Below are 21,709 nucleotides of genomic sequence, written 5' to 3' on the forward strand. Positions count from 1 at the left end.
ACAAAAATGATGATGGAGAAGGTATGACGCCGTTACGCGTTTTTCGTAAAACAACTCCTTTGGTTAACGCCATTCGCCTGAGCCTGCTGCCGCTGGCCGGTCTCTCGTTTTCCGCTTTTGCTGCACAGGTTGATATCGCACCGGGATCGCTCGACAAAGCGCTCAATCAGTATGCCGCACACAGCGGAATTACCCTCTCGGTTGACGCCAGCCTGACGCGCGGCAAGCAGAGCAACGGCCTGCACGGAGATTACGACGTCGAGAGCGGCCTGCAACAGCTGCTGGACGGCAGCGGACTGCAGGTAAAACCGCTGGGAAATAACAGCTGGACGCTGGAGCCCGCGCCCGCGCCAAAAGAAGATGCCCTGACCGTGGTCGGCGACTGGCTGGGCGATGCGCGTGAAAACGACGTATTTGAACATGCTGGCGCGCGTGACGTGATCCGCCGTGAGGATTTCGCCAAAACCGGCGCAACCACCATGCGTGAGGTGCTTAACCGCATCCCTGGCGTCAGCGCGCCGGAAAACAACGGCACCGGCAGCCACGACCTGGCGATGAACTTTGGCATCCGGGGCCTGAACCCACGCCTCGCCAGCCGCTCGACCGTCCTGATGGACGGCATCCCCGTCCCCTTTGCCCCTTACGGTCAGCCGCAGCTTTCACTGGCTCCCGTTTCGCTCGGCAACATGGATGCCATTGACGTGGTGCGCGGTGGTGGTGCGGTGCGTTACGGACCGCAGAGCGTGGGCGGCGTGGTGAACTTTGTTACCCGCGCCATTCCGCAGGACTTTGGTATCGAGGCGGGGGTGGAAGGTCAGCTCAGCCCAACCTCTTCACAAAACAACCCGAAAGAGACGCACAACCTGATGGTGGGCGGCACAGCGGACAACGGTTTTGGCACCGCGCTGCTCTACTCCGGCACGCGCGGCAGTGACTGGCGCGAGCACAGCGCCACCCGCATCGACGACCTGATGCTGAAAAGCAAATATGCGCCGAATGAGGTGCACACCTTCAACAGCCTGCTGCAATATTACGATGGTGAAGCCGACATGCCCGGCGGCCTGTCCCGCGCGGATTACGACGCCGATCGCTGGCAATCCACCCGCCCGTATGACCGCTTCTGGGGCCGTCGCAAGCTGGCGAGCCTGGGCTACCAGTTCCAGCCGGACAGCCAGCATAAATTCAACATTCTGGGGTTCTACACCCAAACCCTGCGCAGCGGCTACCTGGAGCAAGGCAAACGCATCACCCTCTCGCCGCGTAACTACTGGGTGCGCGGTATTGAGCCACGCTACAGCCAGAGCTTTATGATCGGCCCTTCCGCGCACGAAGTGGGCGTGGGCTATCGCTATGTGAATGAATCAACGCATGAAATGCGTTACTACACCGCCACCAGCAGCGGGCAGTTGCCGTCCGGCTCAAGCCCTTACGACCGCGACACGCGTTCCGGCACCGAGGCGCACGCCTGGTATCTGGATGACAAAATCGACATCGGCAACTGGACCATCACGCCGGGTATGCGTTTCGAACATATCGAGTCATACCAGAACAACGCCATCAAAGGCACGCACGAAGAGGTAAGCTATAACGCACCGCTTCCGGCGTTGAACGTGCTCTATCACCTGACTGACAGCTGGAATCTTTATGCAAACACTGAAGGCTCGTTCGGCACCGTACAGTACAGCCAGATTGGCAAGGCTGTGCAAAGCGGCAATGTGGAACCGGAAAAAGCGCGAACCTGGGAACTCGGTACCCGCTACGACGACGGCGCGCTGACGGCGGAAATGGGGCTGTTCCTGATTAACTTTAACAATCAGTACGACTCCAACCAGACCAACGACACCGTCACTGCACGTGGCAAAACGCGCCATACCGGGCTGGAAACGCAGGCACGTTACGACCTGGGTACGCTAACGCCAACGCTTGATAACGTTTCCGTCTACGCCAGCTATGCGTATGTGAACGCGGAAATCCGCGAGAAAGGCGACACCTATGGCAATCAGGTGCCATTCTCCCCGAAACATAAAGGCACGCTGGGCGTGGACTACAAGCCGGGCAACTGGACGTTCAATCTGAACAGCGATTTCCAGTCCAGCCAGTTTGCGGATAACGCCAATACGGTGAAAGAGAGCGCCGACGGCAGTACCGGCCGCATTCCCGGCTTCATGCTCTGGGGCGCACGCGTGGCGTATGACTTTGGCCCGCAGATGGCAGATCTGAACCTGGCGTTCGGTGTGAAAAACATCTTCGACCAGGACTACTTCATCCGCTCTTATGACGACAACAACAAAGGCATCTACGCAGGCCAGCCGCGCACGCTGTATATGCAGGGGTCGTTGAAGTTCTGATGTGTTAACGCCCGGCTTGCCGGGCTTTTAGCTGGAATGTGAATATGTTGGCATTTATCCGTTTTCTTTTTGCAGGCCTGCTGCTGGTGATCGGCCACGCCTTTGCCGCCACGGTTCAGGACGAACACGGCACGTTTACACTCGATAAAACGCCACAACGGATTGTGGTGCTGGAACTCTCGTTCGCCGATGCGCTGGCCGCCGTGGACGTCAGCCCGATCGGTATTGCCGACGATAACGATGCAAAACGCATCCTGCCCGAAGTGCGTGCGCACCTGAAACCGTGGCAGTCCGTCGGAACGCGCGCGCAGCCGAGCCTGGAAGCCATTGCTGCCCTGAAACCAGACCTGATCATTGCCGACAGCAGTCGCCATGCGGGGATTTACACCGCCTTGCAGCAAATCGCGCCGGTACTGCTGCTTAAGTCCCGCAACGAAACCTACGCTGAAAATTTGCACTCAGCGGCTATCATCGGCGAAGTGGTAGGTAAAAAACGAGAGATGCAGGCGCGTCTGGAACAACATAAAGAGAAGATGGCGCAGTGGGCCAGCCAGCTTCCCACAGGGACACGCGTGGCCTTTGGCACATCACGCGAACAGCTATTCAACCTGCATACCCAGGAGACCTGGACCGGCAGCGTGCTGGCTTCTCTGGGGCTGAACGTTCCCGCTGCGATGGCGGGCGCGTCCATGCCGTCCATCGGCCTGGAGCAACTGCTGGCGGTCAATCCTGCCTGGCTGCTGGTTGCCCACTATCGCGAAGAGAGCATTGTTAAACGCTGGCAACAAGATCCGCTCTGGCAGATATTAACCGCCGCGCAGAAGCAGCAGGTTGCTTCAGTCGACAGTAACGCCTGGGCGCGGATGCGCGGTATTTTTGCCGCAGAGCGTATTGCCGCTGACACGGTAAAAATCTCCCACCATCAGCCGCTTACCGATGTGAAATGACCGCGCTAAAACACCCGGTGCTGCTGTCGGGGCTTCCCGTTGCAGTACTTATTATTATTTTCTGGCTGAGTCTGTTTTGCTACTCGGCCATTCCTGTTTCCGGAGCAGACGCAATCCGCGCCCTGCTGCCTGGACACACGCCAACGCTACCAGAAGCGCTGGTGCAAAACCTTCGTTTGCCGCGAAGCCTGGTCGCCGTTCTGATCGGCGCAAGCCTGGCGCTCGCGGGCACGCTGCTGCAAACCCTGACCCACAACCCAATGGCCTCTCCTTCACTGCTCGGCATTAACAGCGGCGCGGCGCTGGCTATGGCGCTTACCAGCGCGCTGAGTCCGACGCCGGTTGCAGGCTATTCCCTGTCGTTCATCGCGGCATGCGGGGGCGGCGTGAGCTGGCTGCTGGTCATGACCGCAGGAGGCGGGTTTCGTCATACCCAGGACAGAAACAAACTGATCCTCGCGGGTATCGCGCTGTCGGCCTTTTGTATGGCCCTGACCCGCATCACCCTGCTGCTGGCCGAAGATCATGCTTACGGCATCTTTTACTGGCTGGCAGGCGGAGTGTCCCACGCCCACTGGCAGGATGTCTGGCAGCTCTTGCCGGTGGTGGTCACTGCAGTCCCTGTCGTGTTGCTGCTGGCGAATCAACTGAACCTGCTCAACGTCAGCGACAGTACCGCCCATACGCTGGGAGTGAACCTGCCGAGACTACGTTTGATCATCAATATGTTAGTGCTGCTTCTGGTTGGCGCGTGCGTCAGTGTGGCAGGTCCGGTGGCGTTTATCGGCCTGCTGGTGCCACATCTGGCGCGCTTCTGGGCAGGCTTCGATCAGCGCAACGTACTGCCGGTGAGCATGCTGCTGGGGGCCACGCTGATGCTGATGGCAGATGTACTCGCACGCGCGCTGGCCTTCCCCGGCGATCTGCCCGCAGGCGCAGTGCTGGCGCTGATTGGCAGTCCTTGCTTTGTCTGGCTGGTGAGGAGGCGAGGATGAAAATTGCGCTGGTCATTTTCATCACCCTTGCCCTGGCAGGCTGTGCGCTGTTATCACTCCATATGGGGGTGATCCCCGTGCCGTGGCGCGCGCTGCTGACCGACTGGCAGGACGGACGCGAGCATTATTATGTATTGATGGAGTACCGACTGCCGCGCTTGCTGCTGGCACTGTTTGTCGGTGCAGCCCTCGCCGTGGCGGGCGTGCTGGTACAGGGGATTGTGCGTAACCCGCTAGCATCACCGGATATTCTCGGCATTAACCATGCCGCCAGCCTTGCCTCTGTGGGAGCACTGCTTCTTATGCCATCACTATCCGTGATGGTGCTGCCGCTGCTGGCCTTTGCGGGCGGTATGGCGGGGTTGATCTTGCTGAAGATGCTGGCAAAGACCCACCAGCCGATGAAGCTGGCGCTCACCGGCGTGGCGCTTTCCGCCTGCTGGGCGAGCCTGACGGATTACCTGATGCTCCTGCACCCGCAGGATGTAAACAGTGCCCTGCTGTGGCTGACGGGTAGCTTATGGGGGCGCGACTGGCACTTTGTGAAGATTGCCGTGCCGTTGCTCATTCTGTTTTTGCCGCTGAGCCTGCGCTTTTGTCGCGATCTCGACCTGCTGGCGCTGGGCGATGCACGAGCAGCCACGCTCGGCGTGTCGGTTCAGCGCACCCGGTTCCAGGGGCTGATGCTGGCTGTCGCGATGACAGCAACCGGCGTGGCCGTCTGTGGCCCGATAAGTTTTATTGGTCTCGTCGTGCCGCACATGGTGCGCAGGATCGCCGGCGGGCGTCACCGCTGGCTGATGCCCGTTTCGGCCCTGACGGGCGCGTTGTTGCTGGTCATTGCCGATCTGCTGGCACGAATCATTCATCCGCCGCTGGAGCTTCCGGCAGGCGTGCTGACCGCCATTATCGGCGCACCGTGGTTTGTCTGGCTGCTTGTGAGAATGCGATAAATGAGATTACGTACTGAAAATCTGACCGTCAGCTATGGCGCACAAACCGTGCTGGATGGACTTTCTCTCGCCCTGCCTGCCGGAAAAATCACGGCCCTGCTCGGCCCTAACGGTTGCGGGAAATCGACGCTGTTGAACTGTTTTTCTCGCCTGTTAACACCAGACTCTGGCGAGATATTGCTTGATGAAAAACCCATAGCCGGTTTTTCCGCCCGCCAGCTGGCTCGCCGCCTGGCTTTACTGCCGCAACACCATTTATCCCCCGAGGGGATCACTGTACGGGAACTGGTTTCCTACGGCCGCAGCCCGTGGCTGTCGTTGTGGGGGCGACTCTCCGCGGAAGACAACGAGCGGGTCAACGTGGCAATGAGTCAGACCCGGACGCGCAATCTGGCTGACCGCAGGTTAACCCAGCTTTCCGGCGGCCAGCGCCAGCGTGCGTTTCTGGCGATGGTGTTGGCACAGGATACCCCACTCATTCTTCTTGATGAGCCTACGACCTACCTCGATATCAATCATCAGGTTGAACTGATGCGCCTGATGGTTGAACTCAAAAGGCAGGGGAAAACCGTAGTGACGGTACTCCACGATCTGAATCAGGCCAGCCGCTATTGCGATCATCTGGTGGTACTGGCAAGCGGTCGCGTGATGGCGCAAGGTGCTCCGGAAGCAGTGATGAAACCAGAGCTTCTAAAGACGGTGTTCAGCGTAGAAGCGGAAATCCATCCCGAACCGGTATCTGGCAGACCCATGTGTGTGGTGAAGTAGTCTGGCGAAGTCATAAGGATCATCACAGGACAGATAAAAGAAGTGATAACCACCTGCCAACAGGCACCAAAATCTGGCTGGTTGCCGGTATCACCGACATGCGCAACGGCTTCAATGGTCTCGCCGCAAAGGTGCAGACGATGCTGAAAGATGACCCGATGTCCGGCCATGTCTTCATCTTCCGGGGCCGCAGCGGCAGTAAGGTCAAACTGCTGTGGTCCACCGGCGACGGGCTGTGCCTGCTGACCAACCGGCTGGAACGCGGCCGCTTCGCCTGGCCCTCTGCCCGCGATGGCAAAGTGTTCCTGACCCCGGCGCAGCTGGCAATGCTTCTGGAAGGCATCGACTGGCGGCAGCCTAAAAGACTGCTTACGTCCCTGACCATGTTGTAGGCCTCTTTATCCTGGTTGTCGTTGAATAAGCCTGGTAAAATGCGGGCTTATGAACAACACCTCCCCCTGACGACATCCTTCTGCTGAAACAGCGCCTGTCCGAACAGGAAGCGCTGAACCGCGCCCTGCTGGAAAAGCAGGCCGACCGGGAGCGCGAAATAGACCATCTGCAGGCGCAGCTGGATAAGCTTCGCCGGATGAACTTCGGCAGTCGTTCTGAATAAATCTCCCGCCGCATCGCGCAGATAGAAGCCGACCTGAACCGGCTTCAGACAGAAAGCGATACGCTGACGGGTCGGGTTGCCGATACGGGCCGGGCCCCGTATCGTTTTAACCCTGAATATTCATCGCAGATATTGTTTCGGGTTTTCCGGTATACCAGCCCTGAACTAGGTAACCGAGGCCAAGAGAACGGACGAATTCAAACTGTCCTGGCGTTTCCCCCCCTACAAACACCAGTGGTTTGCCAGTACCACGTAACCCTTTCACCACAGAAACAAGTAGCGCTCGCTTCACCGGGTCATCAATATTGGCAATAAAAATACGGTCTATTTTTATCTCATCGAAATCCAGTACCGTCAGCCATTCAATATGGGGGCCGCTTGGCAAACGGAAAATATCCTACGTTAAGCCTGTTTCTTTAGCTGGCATTACAAAAAGCGAGCGTCTGCATGGTACAGACAGACACCCGAATACGATAAAAATGAGACGAAAAAAACAGGTTACTTAACCCGCTTCCCCGTTTCGTCAATGATCTTTTCGCCGTCCTCTTTGGTAAACGCTCCTTTCTGACCTTCAGGTAGAATATCCAGCACTATTTCTGAAGGGCGGCAAAGACGAGTGCCAAGCGGCGTAACGACTACCGGCCGATTAATCAGGATCGGATGTTGAAGCATAAAATCAATCAACTGCTCATCACTGAATTTCTCTTCATCAAGGCCCAGGTGTTCATAAGGCTCAACATTCTTACGCAGCAATGCACGCACCGTAATTCCCATATCTGAAATAAGTTTAATCAGCTCATCACGGGTCGGTGGCGTATCGAGATAATAAATAATGGTCGGTTCGTTACCGCTGTTACGGATCATCTCCAGCGTGTTGCGTGAAGTGCCGCAGGCCGGGTTGTGATAGATGGTAATGTTGCTCATATCTTTATCTCATTACAAAGTGATGGAAAGCCGCAACGCCAGCGCGGCCAGAGTGACAAACAGCACGGGCAGAGTCATGATAATGCCCGTGCGGAAGTAATAACCCCAGGTGATCGTTATATTTTTCTGGGCAAGCACATGCAGCCAAAGCAGGGTTGCCAGACTGCCAATCGGGGTGATTTTCGGGCCTAAATCGCAGCCAATCACGTTGGCATAAATCATTGCCTCTTTGACGACGCCAGTCGCCGTACTCCCGTCAATCGACAGCGCGCCAATCAGCACCGTCGGCATATTGTTCATCACCGACGACAGGAACGCGGTCAGGAAGCCGGTGCCGAACGTTGCTGCCCATAACCCCTTTTCTGCCAGCAGGTTCAGTACACCAGACAGATACTCCGTGAGCCCGGCATTGCGCAGGCCATAGACCACCAGGTACATGCCCAGCGAAAAAATCACGATCTGCCATGGCGCACTGCGCAGGACTTTCCCTGTGTTGATGCCATGACCTCTTTTCGCCACGATAAACAGTACTGCTGCGCCAGCAGCTGCTATCGCGCTGACAGGGATCCCCAGCGGCTCCAGAACGAAGAAACCGACAAGCAGCAATAACAGGACAATCCAGCCCGCCCTGAACGTTGCCGCATCCTTTATCACACTGGCAGGCGTCTTCAGCAGCGAAACGTCATACGTTGCCGGAATATCCCTGCGGAAGAAGAGATGCAGCATGATCAGCGTGGCCGCAATCGCTGCCGCATCCACGGGGATCATAACGGAGGCGTACTGCGTAAAGCCCAGATCGAAGAAGTCCGCCGAGACGATATTCACCAGGTTAGAAACAATGAGTGGCAGGCTGGCCGTATCTGCAATAAATCCTGCAGCCATGACAAAGGCCAGTGTCGTGCCCTGGCTGAACCCCAGTGCGAGCAGCATCGCAATCACAATCGGCGTCAGGATCAGCGCGGCGCCATCATTGGCGAACAAAGCAGCAACAGCGGCACCGAGCAAGACTATCCAGGTGAACAGCAGGCGGCCACGTCCGTTACCCCAGCGGGAGACGTGCAGTGCGGCCCATTCAAAGAAGCCGGACTCATCGAGCAGCAGGCTGATGATGATGACCGCAATAAATGCCGCTGTCGCGTTCCAGACGATATTCCAGACAACAGGAATATCAGAGATATGGATGACACCGGTTCCCAGCGCCAGCACAGCCCCGATACTCGCGCTCCAGCCAATACTCAGGCCTCTGGGTTGCCAGATCACCAGTACCAGCGTCAGTAAAAATATACTCCCTGCCAAAAGCATCTCAGACCCCATCATATATGATTTTGTAAATATGTTTTCCTGCCTCAGCAGGAGGTGCAGGCTGATTTGTCCAGCCATTCACGTACATCCTCGCGCAGACACTGCCAGGTCGTCGTGATTGTCTCTGCTGCCCACGCCGGAATATGGGGTGACAGACGATAGTGGATCCATTTGCCTTCCCGACGGTCAAGAACCAGATCAGCCTCGCGAAGGATAGCCATATGTCGCGAAATTTTGGGCTGCGATTCGGAGGTGGCAACGCAGATATCGCAGACGCACAATTCTCCGGACTCACGGAGAAGCATGACGATGGCTAGCCGTGTTTCATCCGACAGGATTTTGAAAAGCTGAACAGGTTGTAGCATTTTTCACTCCGTTCCCTTTAGAATACACATATGTTAGATCATATATATTAACTTTAAAATCACCTGTTCTCTCCGGTGGAGAAAAATGGAACAATTTCCAGCCCTGAATACTGACTGTTTTGATCAACATATTGCCGAACGTCTGCACCTGCAGGAGCCCCCACGGATTCTGATCCTGTATGGCTCAGTAAGGGAGCGCTCCTACAGTCGCTTTGCCGCGGAGGAAGCAGGTCGCCTGCTGACGGCGATGGGCGCGGAGGTGAAATTCTTTAACCCCTCCGGTTTACCCCTGCCGGATGATGCCCCGGATACGCACCCTAAAGTCTCCGAGCTACGCGGGCTGGTCAGATGGTGTGACGGGATGGTGTGGAGCTCGCCGGAACGGCACGGGGCTATGAGCGCGGTGATGAAGGCGCAGATCGACTGGATACCGTTGAGTGAAGGCGCGGTTCGTCCTTCGCAGGGCAAGACACTTGCAGTGATGCAGGTTTGCGGCGGTTCGCAGTCCTTCAATGCCGTGAACCAGATGCGCATTCTGGGCCGCTGGATGCGGATGTTCACAATTCCCAACCAGTCCTCGGTGGCGAAAGCCTGGCAGGAATTTGATGAGAACGGAAGGATGAAGCCGTCCTCATGGTACGACCGTATCGTAGATGTCGCAGAGGAGTTGTTTAAAATTACGTTGCTGCTCAGGGGACAAACCAGCTACCTTGCAGATCGCTACAGCGAACGAAAAGAGAGTCATCAGGAACTTTCGTACCGCGTCAATCAGGAAAAAATATAACGCCTTCTGATCGTATAAATACACACCATGAGCGTTTTCACAAAGTCTCCTTCTGCCAGGCAGCGGATAATCTTACATGTGTCTGTCGTTTTCAGAAGACGGCAGACCGGACTAAAACCATAGGCATATCATTTGCCTTCAACAAGTTCACCGAACAGCTCTTTCACCCTGTTTCTGGCGTCCGTTAGCGCTATGTGCCCTTGTCCGGTGATTTCATATACTCGCCGACTTCGTCGACCGGCCTGAACATGTCGTGAGGTGAGATACCCCTTCTTTTCCATACCGTGCAGCATCGGATACAGGGTACCCGGGCTGAGTTGATAACCGTGGTGTCGCAATTCCTCAATGATGCCCAGACCAAAGACGGGTTCTTTGGCTGCATGATGCAGGATGTGCAAACGGATCATCCCGCCGTAAAGATCTTTGTCGGTCACGCCCGGAACCTCACAGTGCTAAACTCAACAACCAACCCGCAACACCGCAACTCACTACGACCAGCCACGGCGGCAGTTTCCAGAACATCAGAGCGACCAGTGCCACAAGGGCAAGGCCGAAATCTTGCGGAGCGAGAACTGCGCTCGTCCATACTGGTTGATAGAGAGCTGCCAGCAGAAGGCCAACTACGGCTGCATTAATACCCTGCAACGCTGCTTGTGTACGGATATTGCGGCGCAGACTTTCCCAGAACGGCAATGCTCCCACAATCAGAAGGAAGGACGGTGCGAAAATTGCCAGCAGACAAACCAGACCACCCAGCCAGCCAGAAGGCACCTGGTTCATCGAAGCCCCGAGAAAGGCTGCAAAAGTGAACAACGGTCCAGGAACGGCCTGGGCAGCGCCGTAGCCAGCCAGGAATGTATCAGTGCTGACCCAGCCAGAAGGAACGACTTCAGTCTGCAGTAATGGCAGCACGACATGCCCGCCACCAAAAACCAGTGATCCGGTCCGGTAGAAAGTTTCTACCATTAACAGCGTCGGATTTGGGAATATCGCCGTCAGCAATGGTAACCCTGTCAGTAGCACAAAGAACAGCGTGAGCCAGAACAATCCGACGCGACGCCGTATTGAAACGGGCAGCGGATCATGTACCGTCGTCTGCTGAGGTTTGAACAGTAACATGCCAGTGACAGCCGCAGTGACGATTACTCCCACCTGTCCCCAGGCCGATGGCACAAGAAGCACAAAGCAGGTTGCCACTGCCATGACAGTAATACGCGGTATATCCGGGCAAAGATTTCGGGCCATGCCCCATACAGCTTGCGCGACCACCGCAACGGCTACCACTTTCAGCCCATGCAATACACCAGAGGGCATCACATCCCCGTAACTGGTCATCCCCAGCGCAAACAGGATCAGTGCAACTGCTGACGGTAGCGTGAAGCCGGCCCATGCTGCCAGCGCCCCGGTATAACCGGCCCGGGACAGCCCGAGCGCTATACCAACCTGACTGCTTGCTGGTCCCGGAAGGAACTGGCACAGAGCGACCAAATCTGCATAGCTGCGCTCGGTCAACCACTGCCGTCGCGTCACAAACTCATCGCGGAAGTAACCCAGATGGGCAATTGGGCCGCCGAAGGATGTCAGGCCAAGTCGGAAGAAAATCAGAAAGACAGCCCAGGGGCTGTGATCATTCCTGGCAGTATCGTTCATGGTCAGATCCTGATTGCTGGTTTTAGTGGCTATTCTAATCGAATTTCGTTGTCGAAATTCGATTATAATAGCCACTGCTCCCTGTGGATAGAATGATGTTTCATGCTTTCCAGATGTTTACTTCAAGAACAGTTTCAACTGCCTGGCCAGTTATGGGCTTTATTCACATTCAGTATTATTGCTGTCCTGCTTTTACCCGGAGTATGGTTTGCCGGGTGGTATTAAATTCTCTGGCAACCGCACTGATACTGGCCCCGGAATTAAGGCGCTCTGACACTATTTTTTTTTGCTCCTCGCTCAAGATGGGCGGACGACCGAAGCGTTTCCCGGCTGATCTTGCCCGAGAAATCCCTGAATGTGTGCGTTCAATCAGCAGATCCCTCTCAAACTCAGCCACAGCTGAAATCACCTGCATAGTCATTTTTCCGGCCGGGCTGGTTAAATCCACACCTCCGAGAGCGAGACAATGAACACGGATATCTAAAGTAGCCAGTTGTTCAACTGTTTTTCGGATATCCATCGCATTACGGCCGAGTCGGTCAAGTTTGGTGACAATCAATACGTCACCGCTTTCCATTCGATCAAGCAACCGGATGAACCCTGGTCTTTCGCTGGCAGCAACCGAACCACTTATATGTTCCTCAATCAGCCGCTGGGGTCTGATGGCAAAACCCGCCGCTTCAATTTCATGGCGCTGATTTTCTGTATTCTGTTCCAGAGTGGAGACCCGACAGTAGGCAAAAACTCGTGACATAGGAAACTTTCCGTACGCAAAGGGTGTCCGAATTATAACGTATGTACGAAACAAATTTCGCTGACTTTCGGACATATTGTTTGCGAGGCGTACGAAACCGACCGGTTTCGGTCAGTGCGAATGATAACTTTAATGAACTATGTGCAGGGGAAGCATTTATGCCACGGAGACAAATACTCAGTAGTGAAGAAAAAGAACGCTTGTTGATTGTGCCAGATGATGACGTATTTCTGACGCGCATGTGCTTTCTGAGTGAACATGACCTCGCGCTCATTAATAAACACCGCAGGCCAGCTAACCGTCTGGGCTTTGCAGTTTTACTCTGTTATTTGCGAGGACCAGGGTTTCCTCCCGACAAAAGTATTTCACCTCACGACTGTGTTGTCTTCAGGCTGGCGGCTCATTTGAAAGTCCAGTCTGATTTGTGGGCCGAGTATGCATCAAGAGAGGTCACCCGCTGGGAACATCTGGCTGAACTCTACCGCTACCTGGAATTATCCCCTTTTAACCGGGCGCTGCAAAAAACCTGTATTCGCCACCTTTATCCCCACGCCATGCGGACAGACAGAGGTTTTTTACTTGCGGAGGAAATGCTCTCCTGGCTCCACAATAATAAGGTTATTTTCCCCTCTGTTGAAGTGATCGAACGAACCCTGGCCGAAGCAACAACACTTGCCGACAGGGCGGTTTTTTCTGCGCTTACCGCGCAGCTTGAACCAGGGCATAAAGCGGCACTGGACCGTCTGTTGGTATCTGAGGGTGAGCAACCTTCACGGCTGGCCTGGCTGCTCCAGCCTCCGGGAAAAATTAATGGTAAAAATGTCCTGCAACATATCGACCGGTTAAATGCGATTGAGTCGCTGGCACTCCCTGACGGCATTGCACTTTCCGTTCACCAGAACCGACTCCTGAAACTCGCACGCGAAGGCAGGAAAATGAGTAGCCGGGATCTGGCAAGATTCACGGATGTTCGCCGTTATGCCTCGCTGGTTTGTATCATATCGGAGGCCAGATCCACCCTGACTGACGAAGTTATTGATCTGCACGAGCGTATTCTGAGTAGTCTGTTCAGCAGGGCAAAACGTACTCAGGCCGAGCGGCTCCAGCAAACGGGAAAGCTGATTCAGAGTAAACTGAAGCAATACGTTACCGTCGGACAGGCATTACTTAACGCCAGAGAGTCCGGGGAAGATCCCTGGGCCGCAATAGAAGACGTCCTTCCCTGGCAGGAATTCATCAACAGCGTGGAAGAGACGCGGTTCCTGTCACGTAAGGACAACTTCGACCCGTTGCATCTGATCACAGAAAAATACAGTACGCTGCGTAAATACGCCCCCCGGATGCTGTCCGTGTTGCAGTTCAGGGCTGCACCCGCCGCAATGCAGCTCAGTGACGCATTGGATACCGTCAGAGATATGTATAGAAAACAACTCCGAAAAGTACCGCCTTCCGCGCCAATCGGGTTCATCCCGGAAAGCTGGAGAAAGGTTGTGATCACCCCCACCGGCATTGACCGAAAATATTACGAATTTTGCGTGCTGAATGAACTGAAGGGAGCCTTACGTTCAGGTGACACCTGGGTAAAGGGGTCACGCCGCTACAGGAATTTCGATGATTATCTGATCCCGTCAGACGATTTTGAAAAATCACTCCGGGATAACCAGTTACCCCTTGCTGTTCCGGCCGATTGCCATGAATACATCAAGAGCCGTTTGACGCTTCTTGCATCGCGTCTGGAAGAAGTTAACGCGATGGCGCTGGCCGGTGATTTACCCGATGTTGATATATCGGATAAAGGCGTGAAAATTACCCCGCTGGATAACAGTGTCCCTTCAGCAGCATCCCCTTTTGGCGATCTGGTTTATGGCATGCTCCCTCACCCTAAAAGGGGGCCGCTTGGAAAACGGAAAATATCCTACGTTAAGCCTGTTTTTTGAGCTGGCATGGCGGGCAGCTATGAGCGAAGTATAGTCATTCGCCCTATCTCTTTTGTCGCACTTTCAACAAGGGGGTCGCTTGGAAAGCGGAACGAGGTCAGTCTCCGCCCGGACTGCTCAGCTCTTTAAACAGCAAAAGAGAGGCATCTTATGAGAAGGGATTGTTCAGTATGTCAGGGCAGACTGCTTTTTCATCCGCAGGTACTGAGGGTAAATGCTCAATTCCGGTACGATTCTTACTCTATAGCCAGACAGAATTCAGCATTGTGCTGAACCCGAATCTTTTTTTACTCTGACAGGCCTGTTCATCAGAACCCTGAAAAAACAATTTTCCCGTTCACATTTTTATTTTCCATGTCCTCATGAGCCCGGCGAAGTGCTTTAGCATTCAGCCTGCCATACTCTGCCAGCAACGGAGGTTTGAGCTTACCGGAATCCAGCATGCATGAGAGTTTGTTAAGAATATCATGCTGTTTAGACATGTCCGCAGTAGCATGCATGGGGCGGGTAAACATTGCCTCCCAGTGAACAGAAACGCTCTTAAATTTGATCAAACGCAGATCCAGTGGTTCAGGGTCGTCGATGAGTCCGATACGGCCTTGTGGGGCAATAATTTCGGCCATATTTTCCCAGGCAGATGGCGTGGTGTACGTTGAGAAAATCCGGGTAATGGGAGGGAGTCCAGCAAGGCTGGCAACCTGTGGCGCAAGCGCACATGAATGATCCAGGACATAATGCGCACCAAACCCGCGAACCGCTCTGACACTCTCCTGCCGGGAGGCAGTCCCGATGATGTTCACCCGACTCAGAGTGCGGGCAAGCTGTATAGCCATACAAGGGACTCCGCCCGCACCGCCAAGCATCAACAGGGTCTGATCAGCATCTCCGTTCACTGACAACTGCAGACGATCAAATAACATTTCCCAGGCTGTCAGACCGGTCAGAGGAACCGACGCTGCAGCTTCAAAACTTAGTGCTGCCGGCTTTATCCCCGTAATGCGTTCGTCAACCAGCTGAAACTCTGCGTTGGCTCCCTGGCGATCGAGCACACCGGCATAGAAAACGTGGTCACCTGGCCTGAACAGCGTCACATCTGGTCCGGTTGCTTCAACAACACCGGAAGCGTCGTATCCCATAACTACCGGATTGCCTGCAGAGGGACTGATGTTTCGCCGGCTTTTCAGGTCCCGTGGGTTAACCGCGACCGCCCTGACTCTGATCAAAAGATCACGCCCCTTGGGCATGGATGGGTGGGGAAGCGACAAATCTTCAATAACGGATGTACTTTCCCGGGTTGCCAGAAACCAACGGCTTTCATTCTGTCTCCTTAAAAAGGTCAGTCACCAGATAAATAAATGTAAAAGTGTGCGGAACGCGATACCCGCCAGTGCCCCCGGCAGTGCAAATCGAAAAATACGCGGAAAGCGGGCGCTGGGTAATGCTGTCAACCTGTTGATGACTATTTTAATCTGTAGTCATTCAATCCTTGTAACATCAGGATGATCCTGGTGTCAGTGAAAATACGAAATCAACACGTTGGTATCATTACCCACCTGTGAACTGACGTCGGCATTTTGAATCTCACTTCGGCGTGCCCCCTCCGAATGGCGCAAAACATTTCGTGGTATGGCATGATAGCACCCGAAGAGAGTCAATTCAGGGTGGTAAATGTGAAACCAGTAACGCTATACGATGTCGCAGAGTATGCCGGTGTCTCTTATCAGACCGTTTCCCGCGTGGTGAACCAGGCCAGCCACGTCTCTGCGAAAACGCGGGAAAAGGTGGAAGCGGCGATGGCGCAGCTGAACTACATTCCCAACCGCGTGGCACAACAACTGGCGGGGAAACAGTCGTTGCTGATTGGCGTTGCCACCTCCAGTCTGGCCCTGCACGCGCCGTCGCAAATTGTCGCGGCGATTAAATCTCGCGCCGATCAACTGGGTGCCAGCGTGGTGGTGTCGATGGTAGAACGAAGCGGCGTCGAAGCCTGTAAAGCGGCGGTGCACAATCTTCTCGCGCAACGCGTCAGTGGGCTGATCATTAACTATCCGCTGGATGACCAGGATGCCATTGCTGTGGAAGCTGCCTGCGCTAATGTTCCGGCGTTATTTCTTGATGTCTCTGACCAGACTCCCATCAACAGTATTATTTTCTCCCATGAAGACGGTACGCGACTGGGCGTGGAGCATCTGGTCGCATTGGGTCACCAGCAAATCGCGCTGTTAGCGGGCCCATTAAGTTCTGTCTCGGCGCGTCTGCGTCTGGCGGGCTGGCATAAATATCTCACTCGCAATCAAATTCAGCCGATAGCGGAACGGGAAGGCGACTGGAGTGCCATGTCCGGTTTTCAACAAACCATGCAAATGCTGAATGAGGGCATCGTTCCCACTGCGATGCTGGTTGCCAACGATCAGATGGCGCTGGGCGCAATGCGCGCTATTACCGAGTCCGGGTTGCGCGTTGGTGCGGATATCTCGGTAGTGGGATACGACGATACCGAAGACAGCTCGTGTTATATCCCGCCGTTAACCACCATCAAACAGGATTTTCGCCTGCTGGGGCAAACCAGCTTGGACCGCTTGCTGAAACTCTCTCAGGGCCAGGCGGTGAAGAGCAATCAGCTGTTGCCCGTCTCACTGGTGAAAAGAAAAACCACCCTGGCGCCCAATACGCAAACCACCTCTCCCCGCACGTTGGCAGATTCCTTAATGCAGCTGGCACGACAAGTTTCCCGACTTGAAAGCGGGCAGTGAGCGCAACGCAATTAATGTGAGTCAGCTCACTCATTAGGCACCCCAGGCTTTACACTCTATGTGTCCGGCTCGTATGTTATGCGAAAATGTGAGCGGATAACAATTCACGCAGGATACAACTATGACAATGATTACGGATTCACTGGCCGTCGTATTACAACGTCGTGACTGGGAAAACCCTGGCGTTACCCAACTTAATCGCCTTGCGGCACATCCCCCTTTCGCCAGCTGGCGTAATAGCGAAGAGGCTCGCACCGATCGCCCTTCCCAAGAGTCGCGCAGCCTGAATGGTGAATGGTGCTTTGCCTGGTTTCCGGCACCAGAAGCGGTACCAGAAAGCTGGCTGGAGCGCGATCTTCCTGACGCCGATACTGTCATCGTCCCCTCAAACTGGCAGATGCACGGTTACGATGCGCCTATCTACACCAACGTGACCTATCCCATTGCGGTCAATCCGCCGTATGTTCCCACGGAGAATCCGACGGGTTGTTACTCGCTCACATTTAATGTTGATGAAAGCTGGCTACAGGAAGGCCAGACGCGAATTATTTTTGATGGTGTTAACTCGGCGTTTCATTTGTGGTGCAACGGGCGCTGGGTCGGTTACGGACAGGACAGTCGTTTGCCGTCTGAATTTGACCTGAGCGCATTTTTACACGCCGGAGAAAACCGCCTCGCGGTGATGGTGCTGCGCTGGAGTGACGGCAGTTATCTGGAAGATCAGGATATGTGGCGGATGAGCGGCATTTTCCGTGACGTCTCGTTGCTGCATAAACCGAGCACGCAAATCAGCGATTTCCATGTAGCCACTCACTTTAATGATGATTTCAGCCGCGCTGTACTGGAGGCAGACGTTCAGATGTACGGCGAGCTGCGCGATGAGCTGCGGGTGACGGTTTCTTTGTGGCAGGGTGAAACGCAGGTCGCCAGCGGCACCGCGCCTTTCGGCGGTGAAATTATCGATGAGCGTGGTGGTTATGCCGATCACGTCACCCTACGTCTGAACGTCGAAAACCCGAAACTGTGGAGCGCCGAAATCCCGAATCTCTATCGTGCGGTGGTTGAACTGCACACCGCCGACGGCACGCTGATTGAAGCAGAAGCCTGCGATGTCGGTTTCCGCGAGGTGCGGATTGAAAATGGTCTGCTGCTGCTGAACGGCAAGCCGTTGCTGATTCGCGGCGTTAACCGTCACGAGCATCATCCTCTGCATGGTCAGGTCATGGATGAGCAGACGATGGTGCAGGATATCCTGCTGATGAAGCAGAACAACTTTAACGCCGTGCGCTGTTCGCATTATCCGAACCATCCGCTGTGGTACACGCTGTGCGACCACTACGGCCTGTATGTGGTGGATGAAGCCAACATTGAAACCCACGGCATGGTGCCAATGAATCGTCTGACCGATGATCCGCGCTGGCTACCCGCGATGAGCGAACGCGTAACGCGAATGGTGCAGCGCGATCGTAATCACCCGAGTGTGATCATCTGGTCGCTGGGGAATGAATCAGGCCACGGCGCTAATCACGACGCACTCTATCGCTGGATCAAATCTGTCGATCCTTCCCGCCCGGTACAGTATGAAGGCGGCGGAGCCGACACCTCCGCAACCGATATTATTTGCCCGATGTACGCGCGTGTGGATGAAGACCAGCCCTTCCCGGCTGTGCCGAAATGGTCCATCAAAAAATGGCTTTCGTTGCCTGGAGAGACGCGCCCGCTGATCCTTTGCGAATACGCCCACGCGATGGGTAACAGTCTTGGCGGCTTCGCTAAATACTGGCAGGCGTTTCGTCAGTACCCCCGTTTACAGGGCGGCTTCGTCTGGGACTGGGTGGATCAGTCGCTGATTAAATATGATGAAAATGGCAATCCGTGGTCGGCTTACGGCGGTGATTTTGGCGATACGCCGAATGATCGCCAGTTCTGCATGAACGGTCTGGTCTTTGCCGACCGCACGCCGCATCCGGCGCTGACGGAAGCAAAACACCAGCAGCAGTTTTTCCAGTTCAGTTTATCCGGGCGAACCATCGAAGTGACCAGCGAATACCTGTTCCGTCATAGCGATAACGAGCTCCTGCACTGGATGGTGGCGCTGGATGGCAAGCCGCTGGCAAGCGGTGAAGTGCCTCTGGATGTCGCTCCACAAGGTAAACAGTTGATTGAACTGCCTGGACTACCGCAGCCGGAGAGCGCCGGACAACTCTGGCTAACGGTTTACGTAGTGCAACCGCACGCGACCACATGGTCAGCAGCCGGACACATCAGCGCCTGGCAGCAGTGGCGTCTGGCGGAAAACCTCAGCGTGACACTCCCCTCCGCGCCCCACGCCATCCCGCAACTGACCACCAGCGAAACGGATTTTTGCATCGAGCTGGATAATAAGCGTTGGCAATTTAACCGCCAGTCAGGCTTTCTTTCACAGATGTGGATTGGCGATAAAAAACAACTGCTGACGCCGCTGCGCGATCAGTTCACCCGCGCACCGCTGGATAACGACATTGGCGTAAGTGAAGCGACCCGCATTGACCCTAACGCCTGGGTCGAACGCTGGAAGGCGGCGGGCCATTACCAGGCCGAAGCAGCGTTGTTGCAGTGCACGGCAGATACGCTTGCCGACGCGGTGCTGATTACCACGGTCCACGCGTGGCAGCATCAGGGGAAAACCTTATTTATCAGCCGGAAAACCTACCGGATTGATGGAAGTGGTCAAATGGCGATTACCGTTGGTGTTGAAGTGGCGAGCAATACGCCACATCCGGCGCGGATTGGCCTGACCTGCCAGCTGGCGCAGGTAGCAGAGCGGGTAAACTGGCTCGGATTAGGGCCGCAAGAAAACTATCCCGACCGCCTTACTGCGGCCTGTTTTGACCGCTGGGATCTGCCATTGTCAGACATGTATACCCCGTACGTCTTCCCGAGCGAAAACGGTCTGCGCTGCGGGACGCGCGAATTGAATTATGGCCCACACCAGTGGCGCGGCGACTTCCAGTTCAACATCAGCCGCTACAGTCAACAGCAACTGATGGAAACCAGCCATCGCCATCTGCTGCACGCGGAAGAAGGCACATGGCTGAATATCGACGGTTTCCATATGGGGATTGGTGGCGACGACTCCTGGAGCCCGTCAGTGTCGGCGGAATTCCACCTTAGCGCCGGTAGCTACCATTACCAGTTGCTCTGGTGTCAAAAATAATAATAACCGGGCAGGCCATGTCTGCCCGTATTTCGCGTAAGGAAATCCATTATGTACTATTTAAAAAACACAAACTTTTGGATGTTCGGTTTATTCTTTTTCTTTTACTTTTTTATCATGGGAGCCTACTTCCCGTTTTTCCCGATTTGGCTACATGACATCAACCATATCAGCAAAAGTGATACGGGTATTATTTTTGCCGCTATTTCTCTGTTCTCGCTATTATTCCAACCGCTGTTTGGTCTGCTTTCTGACAAACTCGGGCTGCGCAAATACCTGCTGTGGATTATTACCGGCATGTTAGTGATGTTTGCGCCGTTCTTTATTTTTATCTTCGGGCCACTGTTACAATACAACATTTTAGTAGGATCGATTGTTGGTGGTATTTATCTAGGCTTTTGTTTTAACGCCGGTGCGCCAGCAGTAGAGGCATTTATCGAGAAAGTCAGCCGTCGCAGTAATTTCGAATTTGGTCGCGCGCGGATGTTTGGCTGTGTTGGCTGGGCGCTGTGTGCCTCGATTGTCGGCATCATGTTCACCATCAATAATCAGTTTGTTTTCTGGCTGGGTTCTGGCTGTGCACTCATCCTCGCCGTTTTACTCTTTTTCGCCAAAACGGATGCGCCCTCTTCTGCCACGGTTGCCAATGCGGTAGGTGCCAACCATTCGGCATTTAGCCTTAAGCTGGCGCTGGAACTGTTCAGACAGCCAAAACTGTGGTTTTTGTCACTGTATGTTATTGGCGTTTCCTGCACCTACGATGTTTTTGACCAACAGTTTGCTAATTTCTTTACTTCGTTCTTTGCTACCGGTGAACAGGGTACGCGGGTATTTGGCTACGTAACGACAATGGGCGAATTACTTAACGCCTCGATTATGTTTTTTGCGCCACTGATCATTAATCGCATCGGTGGGAAAAACGCCCTGCTGCTGGCTGGCACTATTATGTCAGTACGTATTATTGGCTCATCGTTCGCTACCTCAGCACTGGAAGTGGTTATTCTGAAAACGCTGCATATGTTTGAAGTACCGTTCCTGCTGGTGGGCAGCTTTAAATATATTACCAGCCAGTTTGAAGTGCGTTTTTCAGCGACGATTTATCTGGTCTGTTTCTGCTTCTTTAAGCAACTGGCGATGATTTTTATGTCTATTCTGGCGGGCAATATGTATGAAAGCATCGGTTTCCAGGGCGCTTACCTGGTGCTGGGTCTGGTGGCGCTGGGCTTCACCTTAATTTCCGTGTTCACGCTTAGCGGCCCCGACCCACTTTCCCTGCTGCGTCGCCAGGTGAATGAAGTCGCTTAAGAAATTAATGTCGGATACGGCGCGAGCGCCTTATCCGACCAACTTATCAGGACGGAATGGGCTTTGTTGAATAAATCAGATTTCGGGTAAGTCTCCCCCGTAGCGGGTTGTG

General features: G+C 54.6%; 17 protein-coding genes and 3 pseudogenes. 12 read left to right on the forward strand and 8 right to left on the reverse strand.

The annotated features are described in order from the left end of the window. Positions 1–23: 23 nt before the first annotated feature. The 7 genes and pseudogenes from fecA to RRF55_RS24630 all read left to right on the forward strand — a co-directional run. Positions 24–2,348, forward strand: coding sequence for a TonB-dependent Fe(3+) dicitrate receptor FecA (gene fecA / locus RRF55_RS24600; RefSeq protein WP_023287171.1), 2,325 nt, complete (start codon positions 24–26; stop codon positions 2,346–2,348). 44 nt (positions 2,349–2,392) lie between these two features. After that, positions 2,393–3,295, forward strand: a complete 903-nt coding sequence (fecB, locus tag RRF55_RS24605; RefSeq protein ID WP_023287170.1) for a Fe(3+) dicitrate ABC transporter substrate-binding protein FecB — start codon at positions 2,393–2,395, stop codon at positions 3,293–3,295. Beyond that, positions 3,292–4,290, forward strand: coding sequence for an iron-dicitrate ABC transporter permease FecC (gene fecC, locus RRF55_RS24610; protein ID WP_023287169.1), 999 nt, complete (start codon positions 3,292–3,294; stop codon positions 4,288–4,290). The genes fecB and fecC overlap by 4 nt, the downstream gene beginning before the upstream one ends. Further along, positions 4,287–5,243 carry a Fe(3+) dicitrate ABC transporter permease subunit FecD gene (fecD, locus tag RRF55_RS24615; RefSeq protein ID WP_004118246.1) on the forward strand — a complete coding sequence of 319 codons (957 nt, stop codon included), beginning with the start codon at positions 4,287–4,289 and terminating at the stop codon, positions 5,241–5,243. The genes fecC and fecD overlap by 4 nt, the downstream gene beginning before the upstream one ends. Continuing rightward, positions 5,244–6,011, forward strand: a complete 768-nt coding sequence (gene fecE, locus RRF55_RS24620) for a Fe(3+) dicitrate ABC transporter ATP-binding protein FecE (RefSeq protein WP_004152282.1) — start codon at positions 5,244–5,246, stop codon at positions 6,009–6,011. 53 nt (positions 6,012–6,064) lie between these two features. Continuing rightward, the gene (gene tnpB, locus RRF55_RS24625) at positions 6,065–6,403 is read left to right on the forward strand and encodes an IS66 family insertion sequence element accessory protein TnpB (protein WP_032414410.1); all 339 of its coding nucleotides are present in this window, start codon (positions 6,065–6,067) and stop codon (positions 6,401–6,403) included. A 49-nt stretch (positions 6,404–6,452) separates the two neighbouring features. Continuing rightward, positions 6,453–6,711: pseudogene (locus RRF55_RS24630) on the forward strand (IS66 family transposase); the annotation flags it as partial. 22 nt (positions 6,712–6,733) lie between these two features. Here the strand turns inward: RRF55_RS24630 and RRF55_RS24635 are convergent. The 4 genes from RRF55_RS24635 to RRF55_RS24650 all read right to left on the reverse strand — a co-directional run bounded on the left by RRF55_RS24635 (position 6,734) and on the right by RRF55_RS24650 (position 9,218). Next, positions 6,734–7,012: an EAL domain-containing protein gene (locus RRF55_RS24635; RefSeq protein WP_023287167.1), complete on the reverse strand. Its 279-nt coding sequence runs from the start codon at positions 7,010–7,012 to the stop codon at positions 6,734–6,736. A gap of 113 nt (positions 7,013–7,125) precedes the next feature. Next, on the reverse strand, positions 7,126–7,551 hold the full coding sequence (gene arsC, locus RRF55_RS24640; RefSeq protein WP_007898882.1) for a glutaredoxin-dependent arsenate reductase: 426 nt from the start codon (positions 7,549–7,551) through the stop codon (positions 7,126–7,128). 12 nt (positions 7,552–7,563) lie between these two features. Then, positions 7,564–8,853 (reverse strand): arsenic transporter, encoded by a 1,290-nt coding sequence (locus RRF55_RS24645; protein ID WP_007898880.1) that lies wholly within the window; start codon positions 8,851–8,853, stop codon positions 7,564–7,566. Positions 8,854–8,897: 44 nt separating this feature from the next. Further along, the gene (locus RRF55_RS24650; RefSeq protein ID WP_004206577.1) at positions 8,898–9,218 is read right to left on the reverse strand and encodes a transcriptional regulator; all 321 of its coding nucleotides are present in this window, start codon (positions 9,216–9,218) and stop codon (positions 8,898–8,900) included. Between the two features lie 85 nt (positions 9,219–9,303). On the opposite strand from RRF55_RS24650, the gene arsH reads away from it, so the two are divergent. Then, positions 9,304–10,002 carry an arsenical resistance protein ArsH gene (gene arsH / locus RRF55_RS24655; RefSeq protein ID WP_016151343.1) on the forward strand — a complete coding sequence of 233 codons (699 nt, stop codon included), beginning with the start codon at positions 9,304–9,306 and terminating at the stop codon, positions 10,000–10,002. A gap of 128 nt (positions 10,003–10,130) precedes the next feature. On the opposite strand, the gene RRF55_RS24660 is transcribed toward arsH, so the two are convergent. The 3 genes from RRF55_RS24660 to RRF55_RS24670 form a co-directional block, all read right to left on the reverse strand. Then, the gene (locus tag RRF55_RS24660) at positions 10,131–10,436 is read right to left on the reverse strand and encodes a PadR family transcriptional regulator (RefSeq protein ID WP_004206574.1); all 306 of its coding nucleotides are present in this window, start codon (positions 10,434–10,436) and stop codon (positions 10,131–10,133) included. 10 nt (positions 10,437–10,446) lie between these two features. Continuing rightward, entirely contained in the window at positions 10,447–11,652 is a 1,206-nt protein-coding gene (gene chrA, locus RRF55_RS24665) for a chromate efflux transporter (RefSeq protein ID WP_004206572.1), read from the reverse strand. A 175-nt stretch (positions 11,653–11,827) separates the two neighbouring features. Beyond that, positions 11,828–12,406: a recombinase family protein gene (locus RRF55_RS24670; protein WP_004206571.1), complete on the reverse strand. Its 579-nt coding sequence runs from the start codon at positions 12,404–12,406 to the stop codon at positions 11,828–11,830. A gap of 158 nt (positions 12,407–12,564) precedes the next feature. Here RRF55_RS24670 and RRF55_RS24675 point away from each other — a divergent pair. After that, positions 12,565–14,292, forward strand: a pseudogene (locus RRF55_RS24675) (Tn3 family transposase); the annotation flags it as partial. A 359-nt stretch (positions 14,293–14,651) separates the two neighbouring features. Here RRF55_RS24675 and RRF55_RS24680 read toward each other — a convergent pair. Beyond that, a pseudogene (locus tag RRF55_RS24680) lies at positions 14,652–15,661 on the reverse strand (zinc-binding alcohol dehydrogenase family protein). A 352-nt stretch (positions 15,662–16,013) separates the two neighbouring features. Between RRF55_RS24680 and lacI the strand changes: the two are divergent. The 3 genes from lacI (at position 16,014) to lacY (ending at position 21,597) form a co-directional block, all read left to right on the forward strand. Further along, positions 16,014–17,096 (forward strand): DNA-binding transcriptional repressor LacI, encoded by a 1,083-nt coding sequence (gene lacI, locus RRF55_RS24685; protein WP_048292269.1) that lies wholly within the window; start codon positions 16,014–16,016, stop codon positions 17,094–17,096. Positions 17,097–17,217: 121 nt separating this feature from the next. Further along, on the forward strand, positions 17,218–20,292 hold the full coding sequence (gene lacZ, locus RRF55_RS24690) for a beta-galactosidase (protein WP_023287164.1): 3,075 nt from the start codon (positions 17,218–17,220) through the stop codon (positions 20,290–20,292). A 51-nt stretch (positions 20,293–20,343) separates the two neighbouring features. Continuing rightward, entirely contained in the window at positions 20,344–21,597 is a 1,254-nt protein-coding gene (gene lacY / locus RRF55_RS24695; RefSeq protein WP_023287163.1) for a lactose permease, read from the forward strand. Positions 21,598–21,709 lie beyond the last annotated feature (112 nt).

Source organism: Klebsiella sp. K47, from assembly GCF_051858335.1.
In the GTDB taxonomy this organism is placed as follows: domain Bacteria; phylum Pseudomonadota; class Gammaproteobacteria; order Enterobacterales; family Enterobacteriaceae; genus Klebsiella; species Klebsiella pneumoniae.